Source organism: Acidovorax sp. DW039, from assembly GCF_037101375.1.
Lineage (GTDB): Bacteria > Pseudomonadota > Gammaproteobacteria > Burkholderiales > Burkholderiaceae_C > Acidovorax.
In genome coordinates, this window is record NZ_AP029019.1 from 469,475 (window position 1) to 490,473 (window position 20,999).

20 protein-coding genes are annotated in these 20,999 nt (G+C 63.3%); 13 read left to right on the plus strand and 7 right to left on the minus strand.

Annotation, left to right across the window (positions count from 1 at the left end; all coding sequences use genetic code 11):
* Window positions 1–51: 51 nt before the first annotated feature.
* From AACH87_RS02060 to AACH87_RS02085, 6 genes are all read left to right on the plus strand, one after another.
* Window positions 52–1,218: a zinc-dependent alcohol dehydrogenase gene (locus tag AACH87_RS02060; RefSeq protein WP_338797068.1), complete on the plus strand. Its 1,167-nt coding sequence runs from the start codon at window positions 52–54 to the stop codon at window positions 1,216–1,218.
* 116 nt (window positions 1,219–1,334) lie between these two features.
* A complete protein-coding gene (locus tag AACH87_RS02065; RefSeq protein WP_338797069.1) occupies window positions 1,335–1,862 on the plus strand; it encodes a DUF4142 domain-containing protein in 528 nt (175 codons plus the stop codon).
* A gap of 73 nt (window positions 1,863–1,935) precedes the next feature.
* Window positions 1,936–2,214, plus strand: coding sequence for a hypothetical protein (locus tag AACH87_RS02070; protein WP_338797070.1), 279 nt, complete (start codon window positions 1,936–1,938; stop codon window positions 2,212–2,214).
* Between the two features lie 182 nt (window positions 2,215–2,396).
* On the plus strand, window positions 2,397–3,371 hold the full coding sequence (locus AACH87_RS02075) for a class I SAM-dependent methyltransferase (RefSeq protein ID WP_338797071.1): 975 nt from the start codon (window positions 2,397–2,399) through the stop codon (window positions 3,369–3,371).
* Complete coding sequence (locus tag AACH87_RS02080; protein ID WP_338797072.1) at window positions 3,368–4,693, plus strand: phosphoribosylglycinamide synthetase C domain-containing protein; 1,326 nt, start codon at window positions 3,368–3,370, stop codon at window positions 4,691–4,693. Before AACH87_RS02075 ends, AACH87_RS02080 begins: the two co-directional genes overlap by 4 nt.
* 226 nt (window positions 4,694–4,919) lie before the next feature.
* Window positions 4,920–6,230 carry an iron-containing redox enzyme family protein gene (locus AACH87_RS02085; RefSeq protein WP_338797073.1) on the plus strand — a complete coding sequence of 437 codons (1,311 nt, stop codon included), beginning with the start codon at window positions 4,920–4,922 and terminating at the stop codon, window positions 6,228–6,230.
* Window positions 6,231–6,244: 14 nt separating this feature from the next.
* Here the strand turns inward: AACH87_RS02085 and AACH87_RS02090 are convergent, their stop codons facing one another.
* A complete protein-coding gene (locus AACH87_RS02090) occupies window positions 6,245–7,048 on the minus strand; it encodes an exodeoxyribonuclease III (RefSeq protein WP_338797074.1) in 804 nt (267 codons plus the stop codon).
* Between the two features lie 10 nt (window positions 7,049–7,058).
* On the opposite strand from AACH87_RS02090, the gene pyrE reads away from it, so the two are divergent.
* A complete protein-coding gene (gene pyrE / locus AACH87_RS02095; protein ID WP_338797075.1) occupies window positions 7,059–7,757 on the plus strand; it encodes an orotate phosphoribosyltransferase in 699 nt (232 codons plus the stop codon).
* 29 nt (window positions 7,758–7,786) lie between these two features.
* A complete protein-coding gene (locus AACH87_RS02100; RefSeq protein WP_338798825.1) occupies window positions 7,787–8,434 on the plus strand; it encodes a DUF4124 domain-containing protein in 648 nt (215 codons plus the stop codon).
* A gap of 157 nt (window positions 8,435–8,591) precedes the next feature.
* On the opposite strand, the gene gatB is transcribed toward AACH87_RS02100, so the two are convergent.
* The 3 genes from gatB to gatC form a co-directional block, all read right to left on the minus strand.
* Window positions 8,592–10,040: an Asp-tRNA(Asn)/Glu-tRNA(Gln) amidotransferase subunit GatB gene (gatB, locus tag AACH87_RS02105; RefSeq protein ID WP_338797076.1), complete on the minus strand. Its 1,449-nt coding sequence runs from the start codon at window positions 10,038–10,040 to the stop codon at window positions 8,592–8,594.
* 108 nt (window positions 10,041–10,148) lie between these two features.
* The gene (gene gatA / locus AACH87_RS02110; protein ID WP_338797078.1) at window positions 10,149–11,642 is read right to left on the minus strand and encodes an Asp-tRNA(Asn)/Glu-tRNA(Gln) amidotransferase subunit GatA; all 1,494 of its coding nucleotides are present in this window, start codon (window positions 11,640–11,642) and stop codon (window positions 10,149–10,151) included.
* A 4-nt stretch (window positions 11,643–11,646) separates the two neighbouring features.
* Window positions 11,647–11,946: an Asp-tRNA(Asn)/Glu-tRNA(Gln) amidotransferase subunit GatC gene (gene gatC, locus AACH87_RS02115; RefSeq protein ID WP_338797080.1), complete on the minus strand. Its 300-nt coding sequence runs from the start codon at window positions 11,944–11,946 to the stop codon at window positions 11,647–11,649.
* Between the two features lie 218 nt (window positions 11,947–12,164).
* Here gatC and AACH87_RS02120 point away from each other — a divergent pair, with 218 nt between their 5' ends.
* From AACH87_RS02120 to AACH87_RS02140, 5 genes are all read left to right on the plus strand, one after another.
* Entirely contained in the window at window positions 12,165–13,208 is a 1,044-nt protein-coding gene (locus AACH87_RS02120; protein ID WP_099657536.1) for a rod shape-determining protein, read from the plus strand.
* 122 nt (window positions 13,209–13,330) lie between these two features.
* The gene (gene mreC, locus AACH87_RS02125) at window positions 13,331–14,248 is read left to right on the plus strand and encodes a rod shape-determining protein MreC (protein WP_338797081.1); all 918 of its coding nucleotides are present in this window, start codon (window positions 13,331–13,333) and stop codon (window positions 14,246–14,248) included.
* The gene (mreD, locus tag AACH87_RS02130; RefSeq protein ID WP_338797082.1) at window positions 14,245–14,763 is read left to right on the plus strand and encodes a rod shape-determining protein MreD; all 519 of its coding nucleotides are present in this window, start codon (window positions 14,245–14,247) and stop codon (window positions 14,761–14,763) included. Before mreC ends, mreD begins: the two co-directional genes overlap by 4 nt.
* A gap of 82 nt (window positions 14,764–14,845) precedes the next feature.
* Window positions 14,846–16,786, plus strand: a complete 1,941-nt coding sequence (mrdA, locus tag AACH87_RS02135; protein ID WP_338797083.1) for a penicillin-binding protein 2 — start codon at window positions 14,846–14,848, stop codon at window positions 16,784–16,786.
* A 325-nt stretch (window positions 16,787–17,111) separates the two neighbouring features.
* Window positions 17,112–18,215, plus strand: coding sequence for a hypothetical protein (locus AACH87_RS02140; RefSeq protein WP_338797084.1), 1,104 nt, complete (start codon window positions 17,112–17,114; stop codon window positions 18,213–18,215).
* Window positions 18,216–18,292: 77 nt separating this feature from the next.
* On the opposite strand, the gene AACH87_RS02145 is transcribed toward AACH87_RS02140, so the two are convergent.
* From AACH87_RS02145 to AACH87_RS02155, 3 genes are all read right to left on the minus strand, one after another.
* Window positions 18,293–19,186 carry a DMT family transporter gene (locus AACH87_RS02145; RefSeq protein ID WP_338797085.1) on the minus strand — a complete coding sequence of 298 codons (894 nt, stop codon included), beginning with the start codon at window positions 19,184–19,186 and terminating at the stop codon, window positions 18,293–18,295.
* Between the two features lie 100 nt (window positions 19,187–19,286).
* The gene (locus tag AACH87_RS02150; protein WP_338797086.1) at window positions 19,287–20,039 is read right to left on the minus strand and encodes an amino acid ABC transporter ATP-binding protein; all 753 of its coding nucleotides are present in this window, start codon (window positions 20,037–20,039) and stop codon (window positions 19,287–19,289) included.
* Window positions 20,036–20,818, minus strand: a complete 783-nt coding sequence (locus AACH87_RS02155; protein ID WP_338797087.1) for an amino acid ABC transporter permease — start codon at window positions 20,816–20,818, stop codon at window positions 20,036–20,038. Before AACH87_RS02155 ends, AACH87_RS02150 begins: the two co-directional genes overlap by 4 nt.
* Window positions 20,819–20,999 lie beyond the last annotated feature (181 nt).

Below are 20,999 nucleotides of genomic sequence, written 5' to 3' on the forward strand. Positions count from 1 at the left end.
AGGGCGCCCGCCTTGTCTTGATGAGATCCCCAACAGCACAAGGAAAATCCCATGAAGGCTCTGACGTACCAAGGTGTCCGCGATGTTCGGGTAGAGACTGTGCCCGACCCCATTCTTGCTGCACCCGATGATGTGGTGCTGCGGGTGACGGCCACGGCCATCTGTGGCTCGGACCTGCACATCTACCGCGGAAAGATTCCCGGCATGAAAGATGGCGATGTGCTGGGGCACGAGTTCATGGGCATCGTGGAAGAGGTCGGCCCCGGCGTGCAGGCCCTGCGTCCCGGGGACCGTGTGGTGGTGCCTTTTGTCATTGCCTGCGGCACCTGCTTTTTCTGCGCCAAAACCTTGTTCTCGGCCTGTGAAACCACCAACCCCGGTCGGGGCGCGATTCTGAACAAGAAGAGCGCTACATCGGGCGCGGGCATGTTTGGCTACAGCCACCTGTACGGCGGCTACAGCGGCGGGCAGGCAGAGCTGGTGCGGGTGCCCAAGGCCAATGTCGGGCCGCTCAAGATACCGGCGGGGGCACTCAGCGATGAGCAGGTGCTCTTCCTCTCAGATATTCTGCCCACGGGCTACCAGGCGGTGGTGAACGCCCAGGTGGGCCGCGGGTCTTCAGTCGCCATCTTTGGCGCGGGACCAGTAGGCCTGATGAGTGCCATGTGTGCGCGCTTTCTGGGCGCAGAAACCATCTTCATGGTGGACCACAACGACTACCGTCTGCGCTTTGCGGGTGAGACCTATGGCGTCATCCCCATCAACTTTGACCGCGAGGAAGACCCCGCCGAGGTGATTCTCGAGGCCACCCAGGGGCGCGGCGTGGACGCCACCATTGAAGCCGTAGGCTTTGAGGCCAAGGGCAGTGCGCTGGAGACGGTGCTCACGGCCGTCAAGCTCGAAGGCTCCAGCGGCAAGGCCTTGCGCCAGTGCATTGCGGCCACCCGCAGAGGCGGCGTCGTTAGCGTGCCGGGCGTGTACGCAGGCTTCATCCACGGTTTTCTGTTTGGTGATGCTTTTGAAAAGGGGCTGACTTTCAAGATGGGCCAGACCCATGTGCAGAGGTACATGCCGGAGCTGCTGGAGTACATCGCACAGGGGCTGATGCGGCCTGAGCTGATCATTTCGCACCGCATGTCGCTGGCTGATGCCGTGCGGGGGTACGAGGTATTCGAAGGCAAGGAAGAAGAGTGCCGCAAGGTGGTGCTGACACCGTAGGCCTACTGCACGCGGGTGTGTGTAGGAGCGTGCGCAGCGCTGGCTGGCCTTCGTCCTACCCTTTGCGCTGGAGGCGGGCCGCACCCTCAAGGCTTCTATTGAAAGGAGCCTGCCTCATGAAACTCAAAACCTGCTTCCGATTCCTGGCCCTGGCCGCTGTGTCTGCCGCCTGTGTGCACGCCCTGGCGCAGCCGCGTGAAGGCAAGGGTGCCTCCATGGACCAGCGCTTCGTGACCGAGGCTGCCCAAGGCGGGCAGGCGGAAATCGCCAGCTCGCAACTGGCGCTGCAAAAGGCACAGCGCAAGGAGGTCAAGGACTTTGCCACGCAAATGATCGAAGACCACACCCGCACCGGTCAGGAGTTGGCCACTCTGGCCCGATCCAAAGGCATGGAGGCTCCCACCGAGCCATCCAGGCAGCAGGCCGAGACCATCCGCAAGCTGGGCGCGATGAAGGATGCGGAGTTTGAGCGACGCTACGTGCAGGAAATGGGCGTCAAGGCGCACAAGCAGACCGTGGCCTTGTTTGAAAAGGCCGCCGCCAACGCGCAGGACAAGGACATCAAGGCGTTTGCCGCTGAAAAGCTCTCCACCTTGCGCCACCACCTGGAGATGGCGCAAAAGCTGGACTCCAGCAAGCGATAAGACATCAGGCCTGCGGTGCAGGGCGGTGGAATCCGCTCTGCATTGATCGGCATGCAGAGAAAGGAAAAATCCCATGAGCCAGCAACCCAAGGCCAAGCCCGATTACAACCATTACGGCCTGAAGTACGAAAACGCGACGGTGTCGGATGTCTATGCCAACCGCCCAGGGGGCGAAGTGCCGGGTGTAGGCCCCATCGATGCGGTGGACTCCTCAGGCCACCGGCAGGGCGCGGTGGAGGAACACGCTTTTCGCAAGCCTTCGTCACGCGTGGGGCGGGACGTCATCCATGAGAAAGACGACAAGATCCGGCCTGAAGGGAGTACGGCTGCGGGTCAGCGCCAGAAGCAATAGCTATAAAAATAATAGCTGCTTGCGCAATGAATATGAGCGCCAGAGCCCTAAATCATACGTTTCAAGCGAGTCGGCGCAGTTTGCGGTGATGGCGGTGTCCACCACGCCGCCAAGCGCTCGCGTCCTACATCGGCGTGCGGTAGAGCTGTGCAGCATGAGGGCTTTAGCAAATTGGGCCTTTCATGACGGTAGCCGCGCAGGATTCTTCGCTTCTTCGCAGTGCCTTGTTGCACACAGGCCAGTGGCTGCAGGCTACGGGCTATGAGTTCGTCACCGTCACCCCGGCAACCCATGAAATCGTTCTGAGTCACCGTGCGGGGCAGGTGGCGCGCTCGGTGCGTGATGTGTTTGGCTGGAACTTGCCCTTCCAGCGTGAGGCGGGCGTGTTGCCTGAAGCCGTGGTGCAAGAGATGGCGGACGCGGGGCTGTTGACGGCCGATGAGGAGGGCCTCTGGCACAGCCGGGTGCGCTTTGCCACGCTGGGGCAGTTTCTGTTTCCGCACTCTTCCTTCCCCACGGTGGGGAACCAGTCGGTGTTTTTTGGGCCCGATACCTACCGCTTTGCGGCCCTGATCCAGCGCGAGCTGAAATCGGTGCTGTGGCGCGCGCCGCCGCGCATTCTGGATGTGTGCTGCGGCACCGGGGCCGGGGGGCTGGTGGCTGGCTCAGGGGGCGTGTTGTGGGACGCCCCGCAGCTCACGCTGGCAGACATCAACCCCGTGGCCCTGGACTTTGCCCATGTCAGTTGCGAGCTGGCAGGCGCAACGCCGGTGACGTTGCAGCTCGGCGATCTGTTTGGCGGGGTGCAGGGCGAGATGGACGTGATTCTGGCGAACCCGCCTTACCTGAATGACTTGGCAGGCCGTCTGTACCGCCACGGCGGTGGCCGCTGGGGCGAGCAGTTGTCGCTGCGCATCCTGCGCGAAGGGCTGCAGCACCTTGCACCCGGTGGGCGTCTCATCCTGTACACCGGCAGCGCCATCCAGAACGGCGTGGACGCCCTGAAAGACGAGGCGCGGGACTTTTTGCAGACCCAGGAGGTCCGCTGGAGTTATGAAGAGCTGGACCCGGACGTGTTCGGTGAAGAGCTGCTGGGCAGTGTCTACGCCGATGTGGACCGGATTGCCGCGGTAGGCCTGGTGGTGCGCAAGCCGTGAGGTTTCTGGGCGTTGGCGAGAGCAACGACCTGGCCGCGATGTACCACGGCTTGGTGCAGCGCGGGCATGAGGTGCGCGTGCATGTGCGCGATCCGGCCTGCCGCGATGTGTTTGCAGGCATGCTCCAGTTCACTGATGACTGGCAGCGGGAGCTGGGCTGGCTGCGGGCTGCCCCTGACGAGGGCATGGTTCTTTTTGAGACGGCTGACCAGGGCGCTGCACAGGACGCCTTGCGCCGCGAAGGTTTCCAGGTGGTGGGAGGCAGTGCGCTGGGTGATCGCCTGGAGGCGGACCGCGAGTTTGGCCAGTCGATTCTGCGCCAGGCGGGCTTGAAAACGGCTGCCAGCCATCACTTTCAGGATTGCGAAGCCGCGGCTGATTTTGTGGCCCGTCGCCCTGGGCGCTATGTGCTCAAGTTCAACGGTGCCCATGCCTTGCGCACACGCAACTATGTGGGCGTGCACGGGCAGGGGCTGGATGTGGTGGCTCTACTGCGGCACCTACACGGGCAGCTTCAGGCACAAGATCACCCCTCAGCCCTTGCGGCGCGCAGCGTTGACTTTGTGTTGATGGACTACTTGGAAGGGATTGAAGTGGGCGTGGGGGCGTACTTCAACGGTCAGGCGTTTCTGCAACCGGCCTGCGTGGATTTTGAGCACAAGCGGTTCTTCCCCGGCGACCTGGGCGAGTTGACCGGCGAGATGGGCACCATTGTTTCGTATCGCTTTTCGCAGAGCTTGTTCCGCACGGTGCTGCAACCGCTGACCGAGGTGTTGCGAGACGGTGGGTACTGCGGCTACATCAACGTCAACCTCATTGCCAATGAACACGGCTTGTGGCCCCTGGAGTTCACCAGCCGGTTCGGTTACCCGGGCTATGCGATCTGCGAGGCTTTGCACACGGAGCCCTGGGAGCGCATCTTTGCCAGCATGGTCCACCAAAGCCGCCTGCAGGTGGCCACCCGTGCGGGGTTTGCTGCGGGCGTGGTGCTCACGGTGCCACCGTTCCCCTATTCGTATGGGTACGAAACCCTCTCCAAAGGCCTTCCGGTGTGCGTGCTGGACAACGATGTGCAGGCTCAAGCCCATCTGCACTTTGCGGAGGTGGAGATGACCGACGGGCAGCTGGTGACCAGTGGTGTCTCTGGCTATGTAGGCGTTGCCACGGGTGTGGGGCCGACACCCGCTGCCGCCAATGCAAAAGCCTTGCGTGCAGCGCAGGCTGTGGTGGTGCCCAACCTGCGCTATCGGCACGACATTGGCGAACGGGTGGGGCGCGGTGGGCAGTGGCAGCAGTTGCGACGCTGGGGTTACCTGGCGTAGCCAGCTTGCGTAGGAGAGCCCGCACAGCCAGCACCGGCGCAGGCCGATGCAGAGCGTGGTGACCGTGCGCGATGCTGGGCTCCTGTCATCACCTCACTCTTCCATGCCCTCTGCCCCGCACCCCTCGCATCTCTACCTTGTGCCCGAACACGCGTGTGAGCCGGAACGTCGCACAGCCGATACGGGCGGGCGTTGGAAACCTTTGTATCAACGACTGGCGGATGGCATGCCATCTGCCAAGGACCGTGAAACCGCTGCGGACTGGCTGGCGGACAAGCTGGACGCGTATGCAGGCGAGGCAGACGAGATTCCGGACGATCCTGCAGCGTGTGTGAAATGGATGCAGACCAGCGCGAAGCGGGTGCTGGCGGCGTACCAACAGTACCTGCAGGAACGGCGTGAGGGCGCCTCGCGCCGCTATTTCAGGAACCGGTCTCACGCGCTGTTCTTCCTGCGCCAAGTGGCGCCCACCAAGCTGGTGGACGGGGCTTGGCTGTACGGCCTGTGTGAAGGGGTCGCCAACCCCCGCCTGCGAGGCCTGGTGACGACCTATGTGGAGGAACTGGGCGAGGGCGACCCGGCCAAGAACCATGTCTTGCTGTACCGCCACCTGCTGGCCCGCTACGGGCTGGATGCGCAAGGAGATCTGGACGATCACCTCTACGAGCAAGGCCTGGTGCAGTGTGCGCTGGGGTGGAATGCGGAGCGCTTCCTGCCGGAAATCGTGGGCTTCAATCTGGGCTACGAGCAGCTGCCTTTGCACCTGCTCATCACGGCCTATGAGTTGAAGGAGCTGGGTCTGGACCCGTATTACTTCACCTTGCATGTCACGGTCGACAACTCTGACACCGGCCACGCTTGGCGGGCCTGCCAGGCCGCCGCCGAGCTGGCGCCCCGCTTTGGGCAAGGCAGGGATTACTGGGCGCGGGTAAGGGCAGGGGCGCGGCTGGGCAACTGCGGGTGGGGAACGCTGGATGTGATCGCGTCCTTTGATCTGGACCACGAGGTGCAGCGCATTCTGGCCCGCAAGGCGGTGGCAGGGCAGGGAGCGCATTCCCATCTGTGCCGGATTGACGGGCGGCTCATCAACGACTGGTTGGCCGCTCCCGCAGAAATGCCTGCTTTTCTGCAGGCGCTGCAAGGCACGGGTTGGATTGAGCGCCACAAGCCCGCAGAGCGGAGCCGATTCTGGAGCCTGCTGCAGGGGGACCGGGCTCCGATGTGGGGCGTGTTTTCAGCCTATGAGCTTCAAGTCCTGCGCGACTGGATTGAAGGGGATCGGCCGCAGGACGCAGGGCAAGCGGTGAAAGGCCGGGTGCGGCATCTGGCAGGCCATGCACGGTCCGCCCCAGGCAAGGGCCACACTGCAGCGCCTTCCACGCCATTGGCTGACCTCGACCTGGTTGCTTTTCGCGAGCGCATCCGGTCCGCGAAAGGTGTGGAACGGCAGGAGTTGCTGATCAAGGCAATGTCACCCGCCCTGCACTGGACGCCTGCCGGGTTGGAGGCGACGCGGATGTTTGTGAACGCGCTGTGAGCGACGCGCGCGAATCACAGCTGCAATTCATACTCCATCGTGATGGGCGCGTGGTCAGAGAATTTCTCACCCTTGTAGATGGACTCTGTGCGCGCCAGCGTGGCCATGGCGGGCGTCGCCAGGTGGTAGTCCAGACGCCAGCCCACGTTGTTGGCATACGCCTGGCCCCGGTTGCTCCACCATGTGTAGGCAGTCTCCGTGGTGGCAGGTTGTAACTGACGGTAAACGTCCACCAGCCCGCCTCCTTCGCCACTTGTGTCTAACAATTTTGTCATCCAGGCCCGTTCTTCGGGCAGGAAACCGCTGTTCTTCTGGTTGCTGCGCCAGTTTTTCAGGTCAATGTTCTGGTGGGCAATATTGATGTCGCCGCACAGGATGAAGTCGCGCTCCGCCTTGAGTTGCATGAGGTGCGGATAAAACTCTGCCAGAAACCGAAACTTGGCTTGCTGGCGGTCTTCGCCCGAGGAGCCGCTGGGGAAGTAGGCGCTGATGATGGACAGCTTGCGCGCAGGGGTGTCAAAGCGCAGTTCCACGTAGCGGCCTTCCGGGTCGAACTCGGGCGAGTTGTAGCCCACCACCACGTCTGAAGGCTCGTGGCGGGTGTAAACGCCCACGCCCGAATAGCCCTTCTTCTGCGCAAAGTGGAAGTGGCCCTTGAGGCCTGCCAGCTCTTCAAAGCGCGTGGCCACATCGGCCGCCTGGGCCTTCACTTCCTGCACGCAAATACAATCCGGCCGCGTGGTGGCTATCCAGCTCTCCACGCCTTTGCTGGTAGCCGAACGGATGCCATTGAGGTTGAGGCTGGTTAATTTGAACAAGGAATTTCCCATGGTGGATGTTGGCGCGCAGGCTGTGGACGAAGGCGCTTTGGCGCAGGATTTTGTACGTTTGGCCGTGGAAGCAGGGGTCTTGCGGTTCGGTGAATTCAAGACCAAGGCAGGGCGGATCAGCCCCTATTTCTTCAACGCAGGCTTGTTTGACGACGGAGCCAAGCTGGGCCGTCTGGCGGAATTCTATGCAAAAGCCCTGCTGGCCAGCGGCATCGAATTCGACATGATTTTTGGCCCCGCCTACAAGGGCATTCCCCTGGCCGCCACCGTGGCCGTGGAGCTGGCTCGCCTGGGGCGCAACGTGCCCTTTGCCTATAACCGCAAGGAGGCCAAGGACCACGGCGAGGGTGGCACGCTGGTCGGCGCACCCCTCAAGGGCCGTGTGCTGATCGTGGACGACGTGATGTCTGCCGGCACCGCAGCGCGTGAATCGATTGCCATCATCAAGGCCGCTGGTGCGACTCCTTATGCCGTAGCCATCGCGCTGGACCGCCAGGAAAAAGCCACTGAAAATGGCGTGGACGTGGACTACAGCGCGGTGCAGTACGTTCGCCACCAATTGGGCATGCAGGTGTGTGCCATTGCCAAGCTGGCAGATTTATTGCTTTATCTCTCCAAAAATGGGGGGGCGGAGATGCGCGTCCATCACGAACGGGTCTCTGCATATCGCCAGAAATATGGCGTCAATGAAGGATAAGGAACTTGAAAAAATGGGCGGCGAGTGTGGTGGGTGTAGCGCTGTGGGCGAGCATCCCTGCGCTTGCCTCTGCCCAGGGGATTTACACCTGCGTTGACAAGAACGGCCGCCGCCTGACGGCAGACCGTCCCATTCCCGAATGTCTGGACCGCGAGCAACGCGAACTCAGTCCTTCGGGTGTCACCCGTCGCCAGATCGGCCCCTCGCTCTCCGACGTGGAGCGGGCCCAGCTGGAAGCCCAGCAACGCAGGGAAGCTGAAGAACGCACCCGTGTGCTGGAAGAGCGTCGCCGCGAGCGCGCGCTGGTCGCACGCTACCCCGACAAGGCCGCGCACGATGTTGAGCGCAACGCAGCCCTGCAGATGGTGGACGACGTTACGGCCACGGCTGAAAAGCGCATCCTGGACTTGCGTGACGAGCGCAAGAAGCTGGACCAGGAAATGGAGTTCTACAAAAAGGACCCCAACAAAGCCCCCATGACCTTGCGCCGCAAGATTGCCGAGAACGAAGACAGCATTGCCGAGCAGCAGCGCTTTGTGGCCGGGCAGGAGCAGGAAAAGCGCAAGGTGAACCAGAAGTTCGATACGGAACTGGCCCGCCTGAAGGTGCTGTGGGAGACCTACAAACCTGTGCAGCTGCCGGGCGCTGCGTCCGCAGTCACTCCAGCCGCTCGCTGAACCTTCTGGCATCCCGCTTTTTTCGCAACATTCATCCGCCTGCACTCCTGCGATCACTGTGCAGTGCGCAACAAAAAAGCCCCTCCGTGCGAGCACGAGGGGCTTTTGTCATGGGAGGACGGAAGAAGGGCAGCGAACCCTTCAACCTCACATCCGATCAGCCTGCCAGCTTGGCCTTGAGCATCTCGTTGACCTGCGCGGGGTTGGCCTTGCCCTTGGAGGCCTTCATGGCCTGACCCACCAGGGCGTTGAACGCCTTGTCCTTGCCTGCCTTGTACTGCGCCACGTTGTCGGGGTTGGCGGCAATCACTTCATCGATGATCTTCTCCAGCGCGCCGGAGTCGTTCATCTGCTTGAGGCCCTTGGCTTCGATGACGGCGTCCACGTCGCTGCCTTCGCCGCTCCACAACACATCAAACACCTGCTTGGCCGCGTTGTTGCTGATCGTGCCGTCGTTGATGCGCTGGATCAGCGCGCCCAGCTGCGTGCTGCTGACCTTGGCCTGCTCGATGGCAATCTCTTCCATGTTCAGGCGGCGTGACAGTTCGCCCATCACCCAGTTGCTGGCCAGCTTGGGCTGGCCGCATACCTTGGCGGCGGCTTCAAAGTAGGCACCCATGGCCTTGCTCTGGGTGAGCGTGGTGGCGTCGTACTCGGGCAGACCATAGTCGGCCACAAAGCGCGCGGCCATGGCGCGTGGCAGCTCAGGCATCTGCGCACGTTCGCGCTCGATCCATTCGGGTGCGATAACGAGCGGCGGCAGGTCGGGGTCGGGGAAGTAGCGGTAGTCCGCCGCGTCTTCCTTGGTGCGCATGGCGCGGGTTTCGCCCGTGTCGGGGTCGAACAGCACGGTGGCCTGCTGGATGGCGTGGCCGTCTTCAATCTGCTCGATCTGCCAGCGGATCTCGTAGTCAATCGCCTGCTGCATGAACTTGAACGAGTTCAGGTTCTTGATCTCTCGGCGGGTGCCCAGCGGCGCGCCGGGCTTGCGCACGGAGACGTTGGCGTCGCAGCGGAACGAGCCCTCCTGCATGTTGCCGTCGCAGATGCCGATCCAGGTCACGATCTTGTGCAGCTCCTTGGCATAGGCCACGGCTTCTTCACTGCTGCGGATGTCGGGCTCGGTCACGATCTCCAGCAGCGGCGTGCCCGCGCGGTTGAGGTCGATGCCGCTCTGGCCGATGAAGTCTTCGTGCAGCGATTTGCCCGCGTCTTCTTCGAGGTGGGCGCGCACTAGCCGCACAGTCTTCTTCTCGTCGCCCAGGAAGAACGACACCTCGCCGCCCTGCACCACCGGGATTTCAAACTGGCTGATCTGGTAGCCCTTGGGCAGGTCGGGGTAGAAGTAGTTCTTGCGGGCAAAGATGCTGCGCGGCGCAACGTGCGAGCCCAGGGCCAGGCCCAGGCGAATGGCGCAGGCCACCGCCTCGCGGTTCATCACAGGCAGCGTGCCGGGCAGGGCCAGGTCCACGGGGCAGGCCTGGGTGTTGGGCTCAGCACCGAACGCGGTGCTGGCGCGGCTGAAAATCTTGCTCTTTGTGGCGAGCTGGGCGTGGGTTTCAAAGCCGATGACGACTTCGTAACCCTGGATCAGTTTGGCAGACATGGATCTGTCCTTGCTATCAATAAGTGAGCTGCTTGCGCTGGTTGTGCGGCGGTTTCCAATGCATTGGCTGCACAAGTGACGCCGATAGAGCGCAAGCTGCTATGGTTTTCAGAGCGGGCTGCGCAGGTGGAAGTCGGTGGCTTGCTGCAGGCGGTGCGCGGCGTTGAGCAGTCGGCTTTCCTGGAAGTAGTTGCCGATCAGCTGGAGGCCCACGGGCATGCCGCCTTCACCAAAGCCAGCAGGCACGCTCATGCCGGGCAGGCCTGCCAGCGATGCGGGCAGGGTGAAGATGTCGGCCAGGTAGTCGGCCAGCGGGTCGTTGCCATGCTCGCCCAGCTTCCAGGCCACGGTGGGGGCTACGGGGCCAGCGATCACATCGCATTCCTTGAAGGCGTTCTGGAAGTCGTCGGCAATCATGCGACGAATCTTCTGGGCCTGCAGGTAGTAGGCGTCGTAGTAGCCGTGGGAGAGCACGTAGGCACCGATCATGATGCGGCGCTTGACCTCGTCGCCAAAGCCTTCGGCGCGGGTCTTCTTGTACATGTCCACCAGGTCGGTGTAATCCTTGGCGCGGTGGCCGAACTTCACACCGTCAAAGCGGCTGAGGTTGGACGAGGCCTCGGCGGGCGCGATGATGTAGTAGACGGGAATCGACAGTTCGGTGCGAGGCAGCGTGATGGGCACGAGCTTGGCGCCGAGCTTCTCGTATTCCTTGAGCGCACTGTCCACAGCGGCGCGCACATCGGGGGCAAGCCCTTCGCCGAAGAACTCGGCAGGGATGCCGATGCGCAGGCCATCGATGCTGTCATTGAGCTTGGCGCTGAAGTTTTCGGCGGGCACATCCAGGCTGGTGGAGTCGCGGTCCGGGTCGGGACCGCACATGGCGGACAGCAGCAGCGCGCAGTCTTCTGCCGAGCGTGCCATGGGGCCAGCCTGGTCCAGGCTGGAGGCAAACGCGATCATGCCGTAGCGGCTGGCGCGGCCATAGGTGGGCTTGATGCCGGTGATGCCGCAGAACGATGCGGGCTGGCGAATCGAACCGCCGGTATCGGTGCCGGTGACGGCAGGGGCCAGGCGCGCAGCCACGGCCACGGCGCTGCCGCCGGATGAGCCGCCAGGAATGCGGTCGGTGGCCCAGGGGTTGCGCACGGGTGCGGGGGTATCAAAGCCGACGGGGGCTACGGCAGAGTTCTCGTTGGCCGAGCCCATGGCGAACTCGTCGCAGTTGAGCTTCCCCAAGGTGACGGCACCCGCGTCGGCCAGCTTGGTGACCACGGTGGCATCAAAAGGCGACTGGTAGCCTGCCAGCATCCTGGAGCCGGCAGTGCTGGGAAAATCTTTAGTCACAAAGATGTCTTTGTGCGCGATAGGCACGCCTTCCAGGGTACCCGCGGTTCCGGCGGCGATACGTGCGTCGGCCGCTTGGGCCTGCGCCAGCGTGGCTTCTTCATTCAGGGCAACAAACGCGCCCAGAGAGGTGTGTTCCTTGGCGCGCGCCAAGAAATGCTGGGCGGCCTCGACGGCGGAAACCTGGCGCTCGCGCAGTTGGCGTGCCAGCTCGGTCACGCTCAGGTCGTGCAATGCAGTGGATGGGTGGGTCATGGACTTACTCGATCACTTTGGGCACCAGGAACAGGCCGCGCTCGACAGCGGGTGCGCTCTTCTGGTTGGCTTCGCGCTGGTTGGGCTCGCTGGCAATGTCTTCGCGCAAACGCAAAGCCACGTCCTGGATGGCTGCAACGGGGTGTGCCAGGGGCTCGATCCCTTGGGTATCCACAGCCCGCATCTGCTCCACAACATCGAAAAAACCGTTCAATTGAGAGAGCATGCGCTCACTTTCTGAGGGTGTGAGCTCCAGTCGCGCCAAATTAGCGATGCGACCGATGTCCTGAGGGGTCAGTGCCATAAGGAAAATATTTGTCGGGATACCAGATGTAAACCTGTGATCCAGGTCATGCCGGAGGGAGTTATTCACAGGGGATGGAGTATTATCCCGGCTTTGCCGCAATACCCTCTTTTCAGCCGGTCATTGTGCGAAAAAAGCGTAGTTTGACCCCCCACCACTCCCAGATACACCCGGCGATGGCAGGCCGACGTGCATGCCGTGCCTGAGAGGATTCTTGAATGTTCGGAGCTTTCCGTCGGTACTTCTCCACCGACCTTGCCATTGACCTTGGCACAGCCAACACCCTCATCTTCGCCCGCGACAAGGGCATCGTGCTGGACGAGCCCTCGGTGGTCGCCATCCGCCACGAGGGTGGTCCCCACGGCAAGAAGGTCATCCAGGCCGTAGGCCACGAAGCCAAGGCCATGCTGGGCAAGGTGCCCGGCAACATCGAAGCCATCCGGCCCATGAAAGACGGCGTGATTGCCGACTTCGTGATCACCGAGCAGATGATCAAGCAGTTCATCAAGATGGTGCACCCCCGCACGCTGTTCACCCCCAGCCCGCGCATCATCATCTGCGTGCCTTGCGGCTCGACCCAGGTGGAGCGCCGCGCCATCAAGGACGCCGCCGAAGCCGCAGGTGCCACCGCTGTCTACCTGATCGAAGAGCCCATGGCCGCCGGTATCGGCGCTGGCTTGCCCGTCTCTGAGGCCTCCGGCTCCATGGTGGTCGACATCGGCGGCGGTACCACGGAAGTGGGCGTGATCTCGCTGGGCGGCATGGTCTACAAGGGCAGTGTGCGCGTGGGTGGCGACAAGTTTGACGAAGCCATCATCAACTACATCCGTCGCAACTACGGCATGCTGATTGGTGAGCCTACGGCAGAAGCCATCAAGAAGAACATCGGTTCCGCCTTCCCCGGCTCTGAAGTTCGCGAGATGGAAGTCAAGGGGCGCAACCTGTCTGAAGGTGTGCCACGCAGCTTCACCATCTCCAGCAACGAAGTGCTGGAAGCCCTGACCGATCCGCTCAACCAGATTGTCTCGGCCGTCAAGAACGCGCTGGAGCAGACGCCTCCCGAGCTGGGTGCCGACATTTCTGACCGCGGCATGATGCTGACGGGTGGCGGCGCACTGTTGCGTGATCTGGACCGCCTGCTGGCTGAAGAAACCGGTCTGCCCGTGCTGGTGGCCGAAGACCCGCTGACCTGCGTGGTGCGTGGCTGCGGTATTGCGCTGGAGCGCATGGACCGCCTGGGCAGCATCTTTACCAGCGAGTAATGCATCTATCCCCTGCGCGGCTGCGCCGCTTCCTTCCGTTCTCGCCGCATGGCATGCTGCGGCAGTCGAAAGGACGCGACCGGTGGCCTGGGGGCTAGCGCCGAGCGCTATGAATCACTGACATGCCGCTGGGTACCCTGGAGCGCAGCGCTCCACCTTTCTTCAAACAAGGCCCTTCGGCCTTGTCGCGCTTGGCTGCGTTCAGCGCGCTTGCGCTGTTCCTGATGGTGGCGGACACCCGCTTCCAGATTACCGGCCCCGTGCGTCAGGCACTGGGGGCCGCGTTGTACCCGCTGCAGTGGGTGATGTTCAAACCGGTGGAGTTCGCTCGCCAAGGCTCGGGTTACTTCCAGTCTCTGCAAGACGCGCAGGCGGCCGCCGATGCCGCCAGCCAGAAGCTGGTCGCCGTGGCCCAGCAAGCCCACCAAGCCGAGCAGTTGGCCCAGGAAAACATCCGGCTGCGCAAGCTGCTGTCGCTGCGCGACCGGCTGCAGACACCCGCCCAGGCTGCGCAGGTGATTTACGACACGCCGGATCCCTACACTCGCCGGGTCGTCATCGACCAGGGCCAGATGCACGGTGTAGAGCAGGGCGTTCCGGTCATGGATGAGTCTGGCGTGCTGGGCCAGGTGACGCGGGTGTTCCCGCTGGTGAGCGAGGTGACCTTGCTGGTTGACCGCGAGCAGGCGATTCCGGTGCTGAATGTGCGCACGGGTGCCCGTGCCGTGGCCTACGGCGACCCGACAGCCGAGCATGGCGGCGGAATCGAGTTGCGCTTTATCCAGGCCAACGCCGATATCCGGGAAGACGACCTGCTGACCACCAGCGGTGTGGACGGTGTGTACCCTCCCGGTCTGCCAGTCGCACGCGTGGCGCATGTGGAGCGGCGCGCCGACTCCGCCTTTGCCCGCATCTATTGCAAGCCCCTGGCCCAGGTGCAGGGCGTGCGCCATGTCATGGTCCTCAAACCGCTGGGCGAAAACCTTCCGCCCCGCCCCGAACCTGCTCCTGTGGTGCAGAACAAGCGGGGGCGCAAATGATCATGCCGCGTGGGCAGCAGTTGCTGCTGCCAGCCAATCCCGTGTTCATCGTGGTGAGCCTGCTGGTGGGGCTGGCCGTCAATCTGCTGCCGCTGGGCCGCTGGTCCTGGCAGCCCGATGTGCTGATGGTGCTCATCGTCTTCTGGAGCGTGCACCAGCCGCTGCGTGTGGGCATGGGCGTCGCCTTCGCGCTGGGCCTGTGCATGGATGTGGGCCATTCGGCACTGCTGGGGCAGCATGCGCTGGCCTACACCGTGCTCTCCTACGGGGCCATCGCCATGCACCGCCGCTTGCTGTGGTTCAGCGTGCCTTCGCAGGCACTGCAGGTGTTGCCGCTGTTCGCCTTGGCTCATGGCATTGAAACCGTGCTGCGCATGGCGACGGGCGGGGTGTTTCCAGGGGCGTGGATGTTGCTCGCTCCGCTGCTGGAAGCTGCACTCTGGCCCCTGGCCAGCTGGGTGTTGCTGGCACCCCAGCGCCGCCCGCCTGACCGTGACGAGAACCGCCCCCTGTGACCATGGCATGTGCAGGACAGACGCCATGGCCTGCCGCACCGCAGGCCGCCCTTTTGTGGCTTGGAGCCGCTAGGGGTTGCCCATGACCGAGATTCGCAACGTAGTGGTCGATGCGCGGCGCCTGCGCCTGCGCGTGCTGGTGCTGGCTATCGTGGTGTTTCTGGCTTTTTGCCTCATCGTTGCGCGCTTGCTGGTGTTGCAGGTGGTGCGCCATGAAGACTTGGCGGCCCAGGCGGAGAGCAACCGCACGGCGGTGGTGCCCATCGTGCCCAACCGGGGGTTGATTCTGGACCGCAACGGCGTCGTGCTGGCCACCAATTACGCGGCCTACACGCTGGAGATCACCCCTTCGCGCGCTGCCCCTCTGGACGAAACCATCGATGAGCTGGCCAAGGTGGTGGACATCCACGCGCGCGACCGGCGTCGTTTCAAGCGGCTGATGGAAGAGTCGCGCAACTTTGAATCCCTGCCCATTCGCACCCGCCTGAGTGATGATGAGGTGGCGCGCTTTGCAGCGCAGCAGTACCGCTTTCCAGGCGTGGAGATCAAGGCACGGCTGTTTCGCAACTACCCTTTGGGCGAGACAGGCAGCCATGCCATCGGCTACATCGGACGGATCAACCAGAACGAGAAGCAGCGCATTCAGGATGCCGACGACGAGGGCAACTACCGCGGCACCGAATACATCGGCAAGCTGGGCGTGGAGCAGAGTTTTGAGAAAGCCCTGCATGGCGTCACCGGCGTGGAGCAGATGGAGACATCTGCGGGCGGGCGGGCGGTGCGCAAGCTGGCCAGCCGCCCGGCCACGCCCGGCCATAGCGTGATGCTCTCGCTGGACATCAAGCTGCAGAAAATGGTGGAAGACCTGTTTGGTGACCGGCGGGGCGCGCTGGTGGCCATCGACCCGCGCAATGGCGAAGTGCTCGCCCTGGTGAGCAAGCCCACGTTCGACCCCAACCTGTTTGTAGAGGGGATTGATGTCGAGAACTGGACGGCACTCAATGAATCCATTGACAAGCCGCTGCTCAACCGGGCCTTGCGCGGGCTGTATCCACCGGGCTCCACCTACAAGCCCTTCATGGCGATGGCCGCGCTGGAGCTGAACAAACGCTCGCCCAGCATGATCATCAACGACCCTGGCTTTTACACCTTCGGCGGCCGCACCTTCCGCAGCCACGAGGGGGGTCTGGGCGCGCTGGACATGCACCGCGCCATCCAGTTTTCGAGCAACACCTACTTCTATTCGCTGGCCGTGGAGATGGGCGTGGACACCATCCACGACTTCATGAAGCCCCTCACGTTCGGGCAGCTCACCGGCATTGATCTGGGTGGCGAAGTGCGTGGCACCTTGCCGAGTACTGAGTGGAAGCGCAACACCTACAAGCGGCCTGAACTCAAGCGCTGGTTCCCTGGAGAGACCGTTTCGCTGGGCATTGGACAGGGTTACAACAACTTCACCATGCTGCAACTGGCGGTGGCCGAGGCCACGCTGGCCAATGGCGGCACGCGCTACACCCCGCACCTCATCAAGGCCGTCAAGGACACGGTGACGGGTGAGCTCACGCCCGTGCCGCAGCAGCCGGGGGTGAACCTGGGTTTCAAGCCCAAGAATGTGGAAATCGTGCGCAATGCGCTGGTGGCCGTGAACAAGGGCGGCACCGGCACCCGCGTGTTTGCGGGCGCTGCCTACACATCGGCGGGTAAGACCGGAACGGCGCAGGCCGTGAGCCTGGGGCAGAACGTCAAATACAACGCCAAGCTGCTGGAAGAGCACCAGCGTGACCATTCTCTGTACGCAGCATTTGCCCCGGCTGAAAATCCGCAGATCGTTGTGGCCGTGATTGTGGAAAACGCCGGTTTTGGTGCTGCCAATGCCGCACCCATTGCCCGCCGCGTGTTCGACTATTGGCTGCAGGGCGAATACCCCAGCGAAGAGGACATTGCCGCGGTGCGCAAAGGGGTCGCCTCAGCGCCCATCGGCAAACCGCGCCGGGTGGACGAGATCACCCTGACGGCGCCTTGAATCCCTGGGCTGCTGGCAAGCAAGGCTGGCTCAGCAGTCTTCCCTTGAACAGGTGCCTGGCGAGTGCGAAGCGTTGATCAGTCGACGCCATGACGCCTTCCCAGGGGTATCTGAACTTCCCCCAAAAGTCAGTTTTCTTCAGTGTTGCTTGTAGGTGTGCGCTAACACCTGCTCACAGGTTTTGCGTGCCGTTCCCTGGACAATCCGCCCGGTCCTGCCCCTGTAGCCCTTGTCTGGCCACGCATCGCTCCACTGTTTTGAGTCACGCGCGGCTTCCATCAGAGGTTGATTTGTCGGGGCGGTTGTACCCACTCCGGAGAAAAACATGCAACGCCAACGCCGCCGGGTCCTAGAGGCCCTTCCTGTTCTTTTGCTGTCCGCCTGCGGCGGGGGAGGCGGCGGAACAGACAATCCGGCCAACCCCACCAACCCCACCAACCCCACCAACCCCACCAACCCCACCAACCCCACCAACCCAGGCACGCCCACTGCGCCGCCCTCTGGAGGTGTGGTCTACGGCAACCTTTCACGCGCCAGCCTGGGGGCAGGTGCCGCATTGAACGGAGCGCTTCCGTTTCCTGCCGACAACCCCTGGAACACCGACATCAGCGCTGCCGAGGTAGACCCCAACTCCGATCGCCTGATTGCAAGCATCGGCGCGGATACGGGGCTGTACCGCGACTTTGGATCGGGGCTGTGGGACGGGGCTCCCATCGGGATTCCGTACCGCGTGGTCTCAGGTCAGCAGGCCAAGGTGGCGGTGGAGTATCTGGCCTATGGTGACGAAAGCGACCCTGGCCCGTTCCCCATCCCCCTGGATGCCCCGGTCGAGGGTGCTCCCTGGCAGGATGGCGACCGGCACGTGCTGGTCATTGACCGGGACAACCAGCGCCTTTATGAGCTGGGCCGGGCATTTGCGCGCGGGGACCGCTGGCAGGCGGACGTGGGGGCCGTGTTTCATCTGGACAGCAACACGGTGCGCCCCACCGCCAAAAGCGGCTGGACCAGTGCCGATGCCGCTGGGCTGCCCATTTTTCCGGGGCTGGTGCGGTATGACGAAGCCGCGCTGGGGGCGGGTGGCATTCGCCACGCCTTGCGCTTCACCGCAGCGCGCACCCGCCGGGCGTTCGTGCCGCCCGCTACGCATTACGCATCTTCCAGCACAGATGCCAATCTGCCGCCCATGGGCATGCGTGTGCGGCTGAAGGCCAGCTTTGCCATCCCTGCCACCTTCAGCGCCGAAGCCAAGGCCATTCTCACGGCGCTCAAAACCTACGGCATGTTCCTGGCCGACAACGGATCGAACTGGTACATCAGCGGTGCGCCCGATGATCGCTGGAATAACGACCGCCTGCGCTCCGAACTGGCCTCCGTCAAAGGTCGCGACATGGAGGTGATCAAGATGACGGGCCTGGTCACCCAGGTTTAACGAGGCTCATTGAAGGTAATCGCTATATTATTGATAGCTGCCAGCGCTTGATTATCAAGTGCTGGCAGCTATTTGGGCTAAGAACCATCAGCTGCACTCGGGACAGGGGGCTGCAGCTGGCTCACCACCAGTGCGCTCACAATCAGTGCCGCTCCGGCCATGCCCGACCAGCCCAGGCTTTCACCCAGCAGGAACCACGCGGTCAGCGCCGCAAAGACAGGTTCGAGCCCAAAGACGATGGCGCTGCGCATGGCGTCCACCCGCTGCTGGCCCCAGGCTTGCAGCGTCACGACCACCACGCTGGCCAGCAGGCCCAGGTACACCAAGGCCATCCAGGCACTGGCATCCAGGCGGCCCAAGGCGGGGAGCCAGTCCATGTGCCCATCGCGGCCCCACAGCAGCACGGTGGCGGCGGCGCACATCACCAGTGCCTGCGCGGCCGCCATGCGCGTGGCCCGCAGCGGGGTGGCGCTGGTGCGGCGCGCACATTCTTCCAAAGCCAGGATGTACAGCGCATAGAACACTGTGCTGGCCAGGGTCAGCGTATCGCCCAGGTTCCAGGGCTCGTTTTCGTGGAACATCAGCGCCATGCCGCCAAAAGCCATGGCGCAGGCTGCCCACAGCTGCCAGCCGTAGCGGCGGCCCAGTGCCAGCATCGCAATCAGCGGCACCACCAGCACGTTCAGCCCGGTGACGAAGGCGTTGCGGTTGCTGCTGGTGCGGGCCAGGCCTTCAATCTGCAGCCAGAACGCCAGAAACAGCAGCAGTCCCAACGCGCAGCCCCAGGTGCGCTCATGCCGACGCATGCCGCGCCACAGCGGGGCGAGCACCAGCAGAGCAATGGCAAAGCGCAGCCAGATGATCTGCAGCGCATCGAGCTGAGCCGACAGCAGCTTCATGGCCGGAAAGGTGGTGCCCCACACCATGGTGACCACCAGCAGGGCTATCAGGCCCCCACGTTCAGTACGCATTGCGATGCGCCTCCCATTCAGTTTCCAAAAACGAAGAGGGCCGCCAGTTGCCCGGCGGCCCTCGGTGTGGTGCGTTGCCGCTGTGCCTGGTGTTTTCGGCTCAGTGGCTGACCTGCCCGAGGAACGCCCGGATGCGGTCGTTGGCCGGGTTGCTGAAGAACTCCTTGGGCGGCGCATCGTGGGCGATGCGGCCCTGGTCAAAGAACATCACGCGGTCGGCCACTTCGCGGGCAAAACCCATTTCGTGGGTGACCACGATCATGGTCATGCCCCCGCGCGCCAGGCTGCGCATCACGTCCAGCACCTCTTTGACCATCTCGGGGTCCAGCGCCGAGGTGGGCTCGTCGAACAACATCACCTTGGGTTGCATGGCCAGGGCGCGCGCAATGGCCACCCGCTGCTGCTGCCCGCCTGAAAGCTGCCAGGGGTATTTGTGCGCGTGGTCCTGCATGCCCACGCGGCGCAGCAGCTGCATGGCCTCTTCATTGGCCTGCGCACGGGGCGTGTGGCGAATGCGGCGGGGGGCCAGCGTCACGTTGTCCAGCACGCTCATGTGGCCGAACAGGTTGAACTGCTGGAACACCATACCCACTTCGCAGCGCTGGCGCTGCAGTGTGTCGTGGTCGTCACACACGTCTACGCCGTCGATGGTGATGCGCCCGCTGTCGTGGGGCTCCAGCCGGTTGATGGCGCGCAGCAGGGTGCTCTTGCCCGAGCCCGAGGCACCGATGATCACCGTCACTTCCCCCGTGTGGAACACGGTGGAGACATTCTTGAGCACCTGGTGCGAGCCGAACGACTTGCACACGCCTTCGGCAACGATGTAGGGCTTGGGTGAAACGTTGGGGTTCATTTGTTGCGGCCCTCCACGTCAAACCGGTACTCCACCGCGTTGGAAATCTGCGTGACCAGCGTGGTGAGCAGCAGGTAGGTGACGGCCACCGTGGTCAGTGTGGCAATCGGCTGAAACGTGGCCGACTGGATGCGGTTGCCCACGTTGGTCAGCTCCACCACGCCAATGGCATAGGCCAGCGATGAATCCTTGAGCAGCGCCACAAAGTTGCTTACCAGCGGGGGCAGCGAAATTTTGAACGCCTGGGGGAACACCACATCCAGAAACACATGCATGCGACCCAGGCCCAGCGCCTTGGCGGCTTCGGTCTGCCCCCGCGGCACGGCCAGCAGCCCGGCGCGCAGCGCCTCGGCGTTGTAGGCCCCTACGTTCAGGCCCAGCGCCACCACGGCAGCGGCAAAGTCAGGCAGGTTCAGCCCCGGCACCAGCACGGGCAGGGCAAAGTACACAAACAGAATCTGCACCAGCAGCGGGGTGCCACGGATGACCCAGATGTAGAAGCTGGCCACCCACCGCACGGCAGCCCAGCGCGCGGTGCGTGCCAGCGCTGCCACGGTGCCCAGCACCAGGCCCACTGCACCGCTGATGAGCGTCAGCCACAGCGTGGTGCGTGCGCCTTCCGAGAAAGCTTGCGCGTTGGAGCCAATGGGCTCAGGGAAAAACGAGAGCAGCTGGCCCAGCAGGGACAGCGCCAGCACCATCACCACCAGCGCGGCGACAAGTGTGGCATTGCTGCGCTGCTGGCGGCTCCAGGTTTGGGGCCAAAGGGCGATAAGCATGAATGGAATGACCGTCCGGTCTCAGTTCTGAATCAGTTCAGCGGCACAACGGCGCGCAATTCGAGGTGCGGAGTGTGCCAGCAAAAACAAAAGGTGCGCAGAGGGCTTGCCCCCTGCGCACCTGAGGGTCGGCCAGTGCCATGGCGCTGTCACGCCTTGCTCTGCTGGCCCCCCTTGTCGC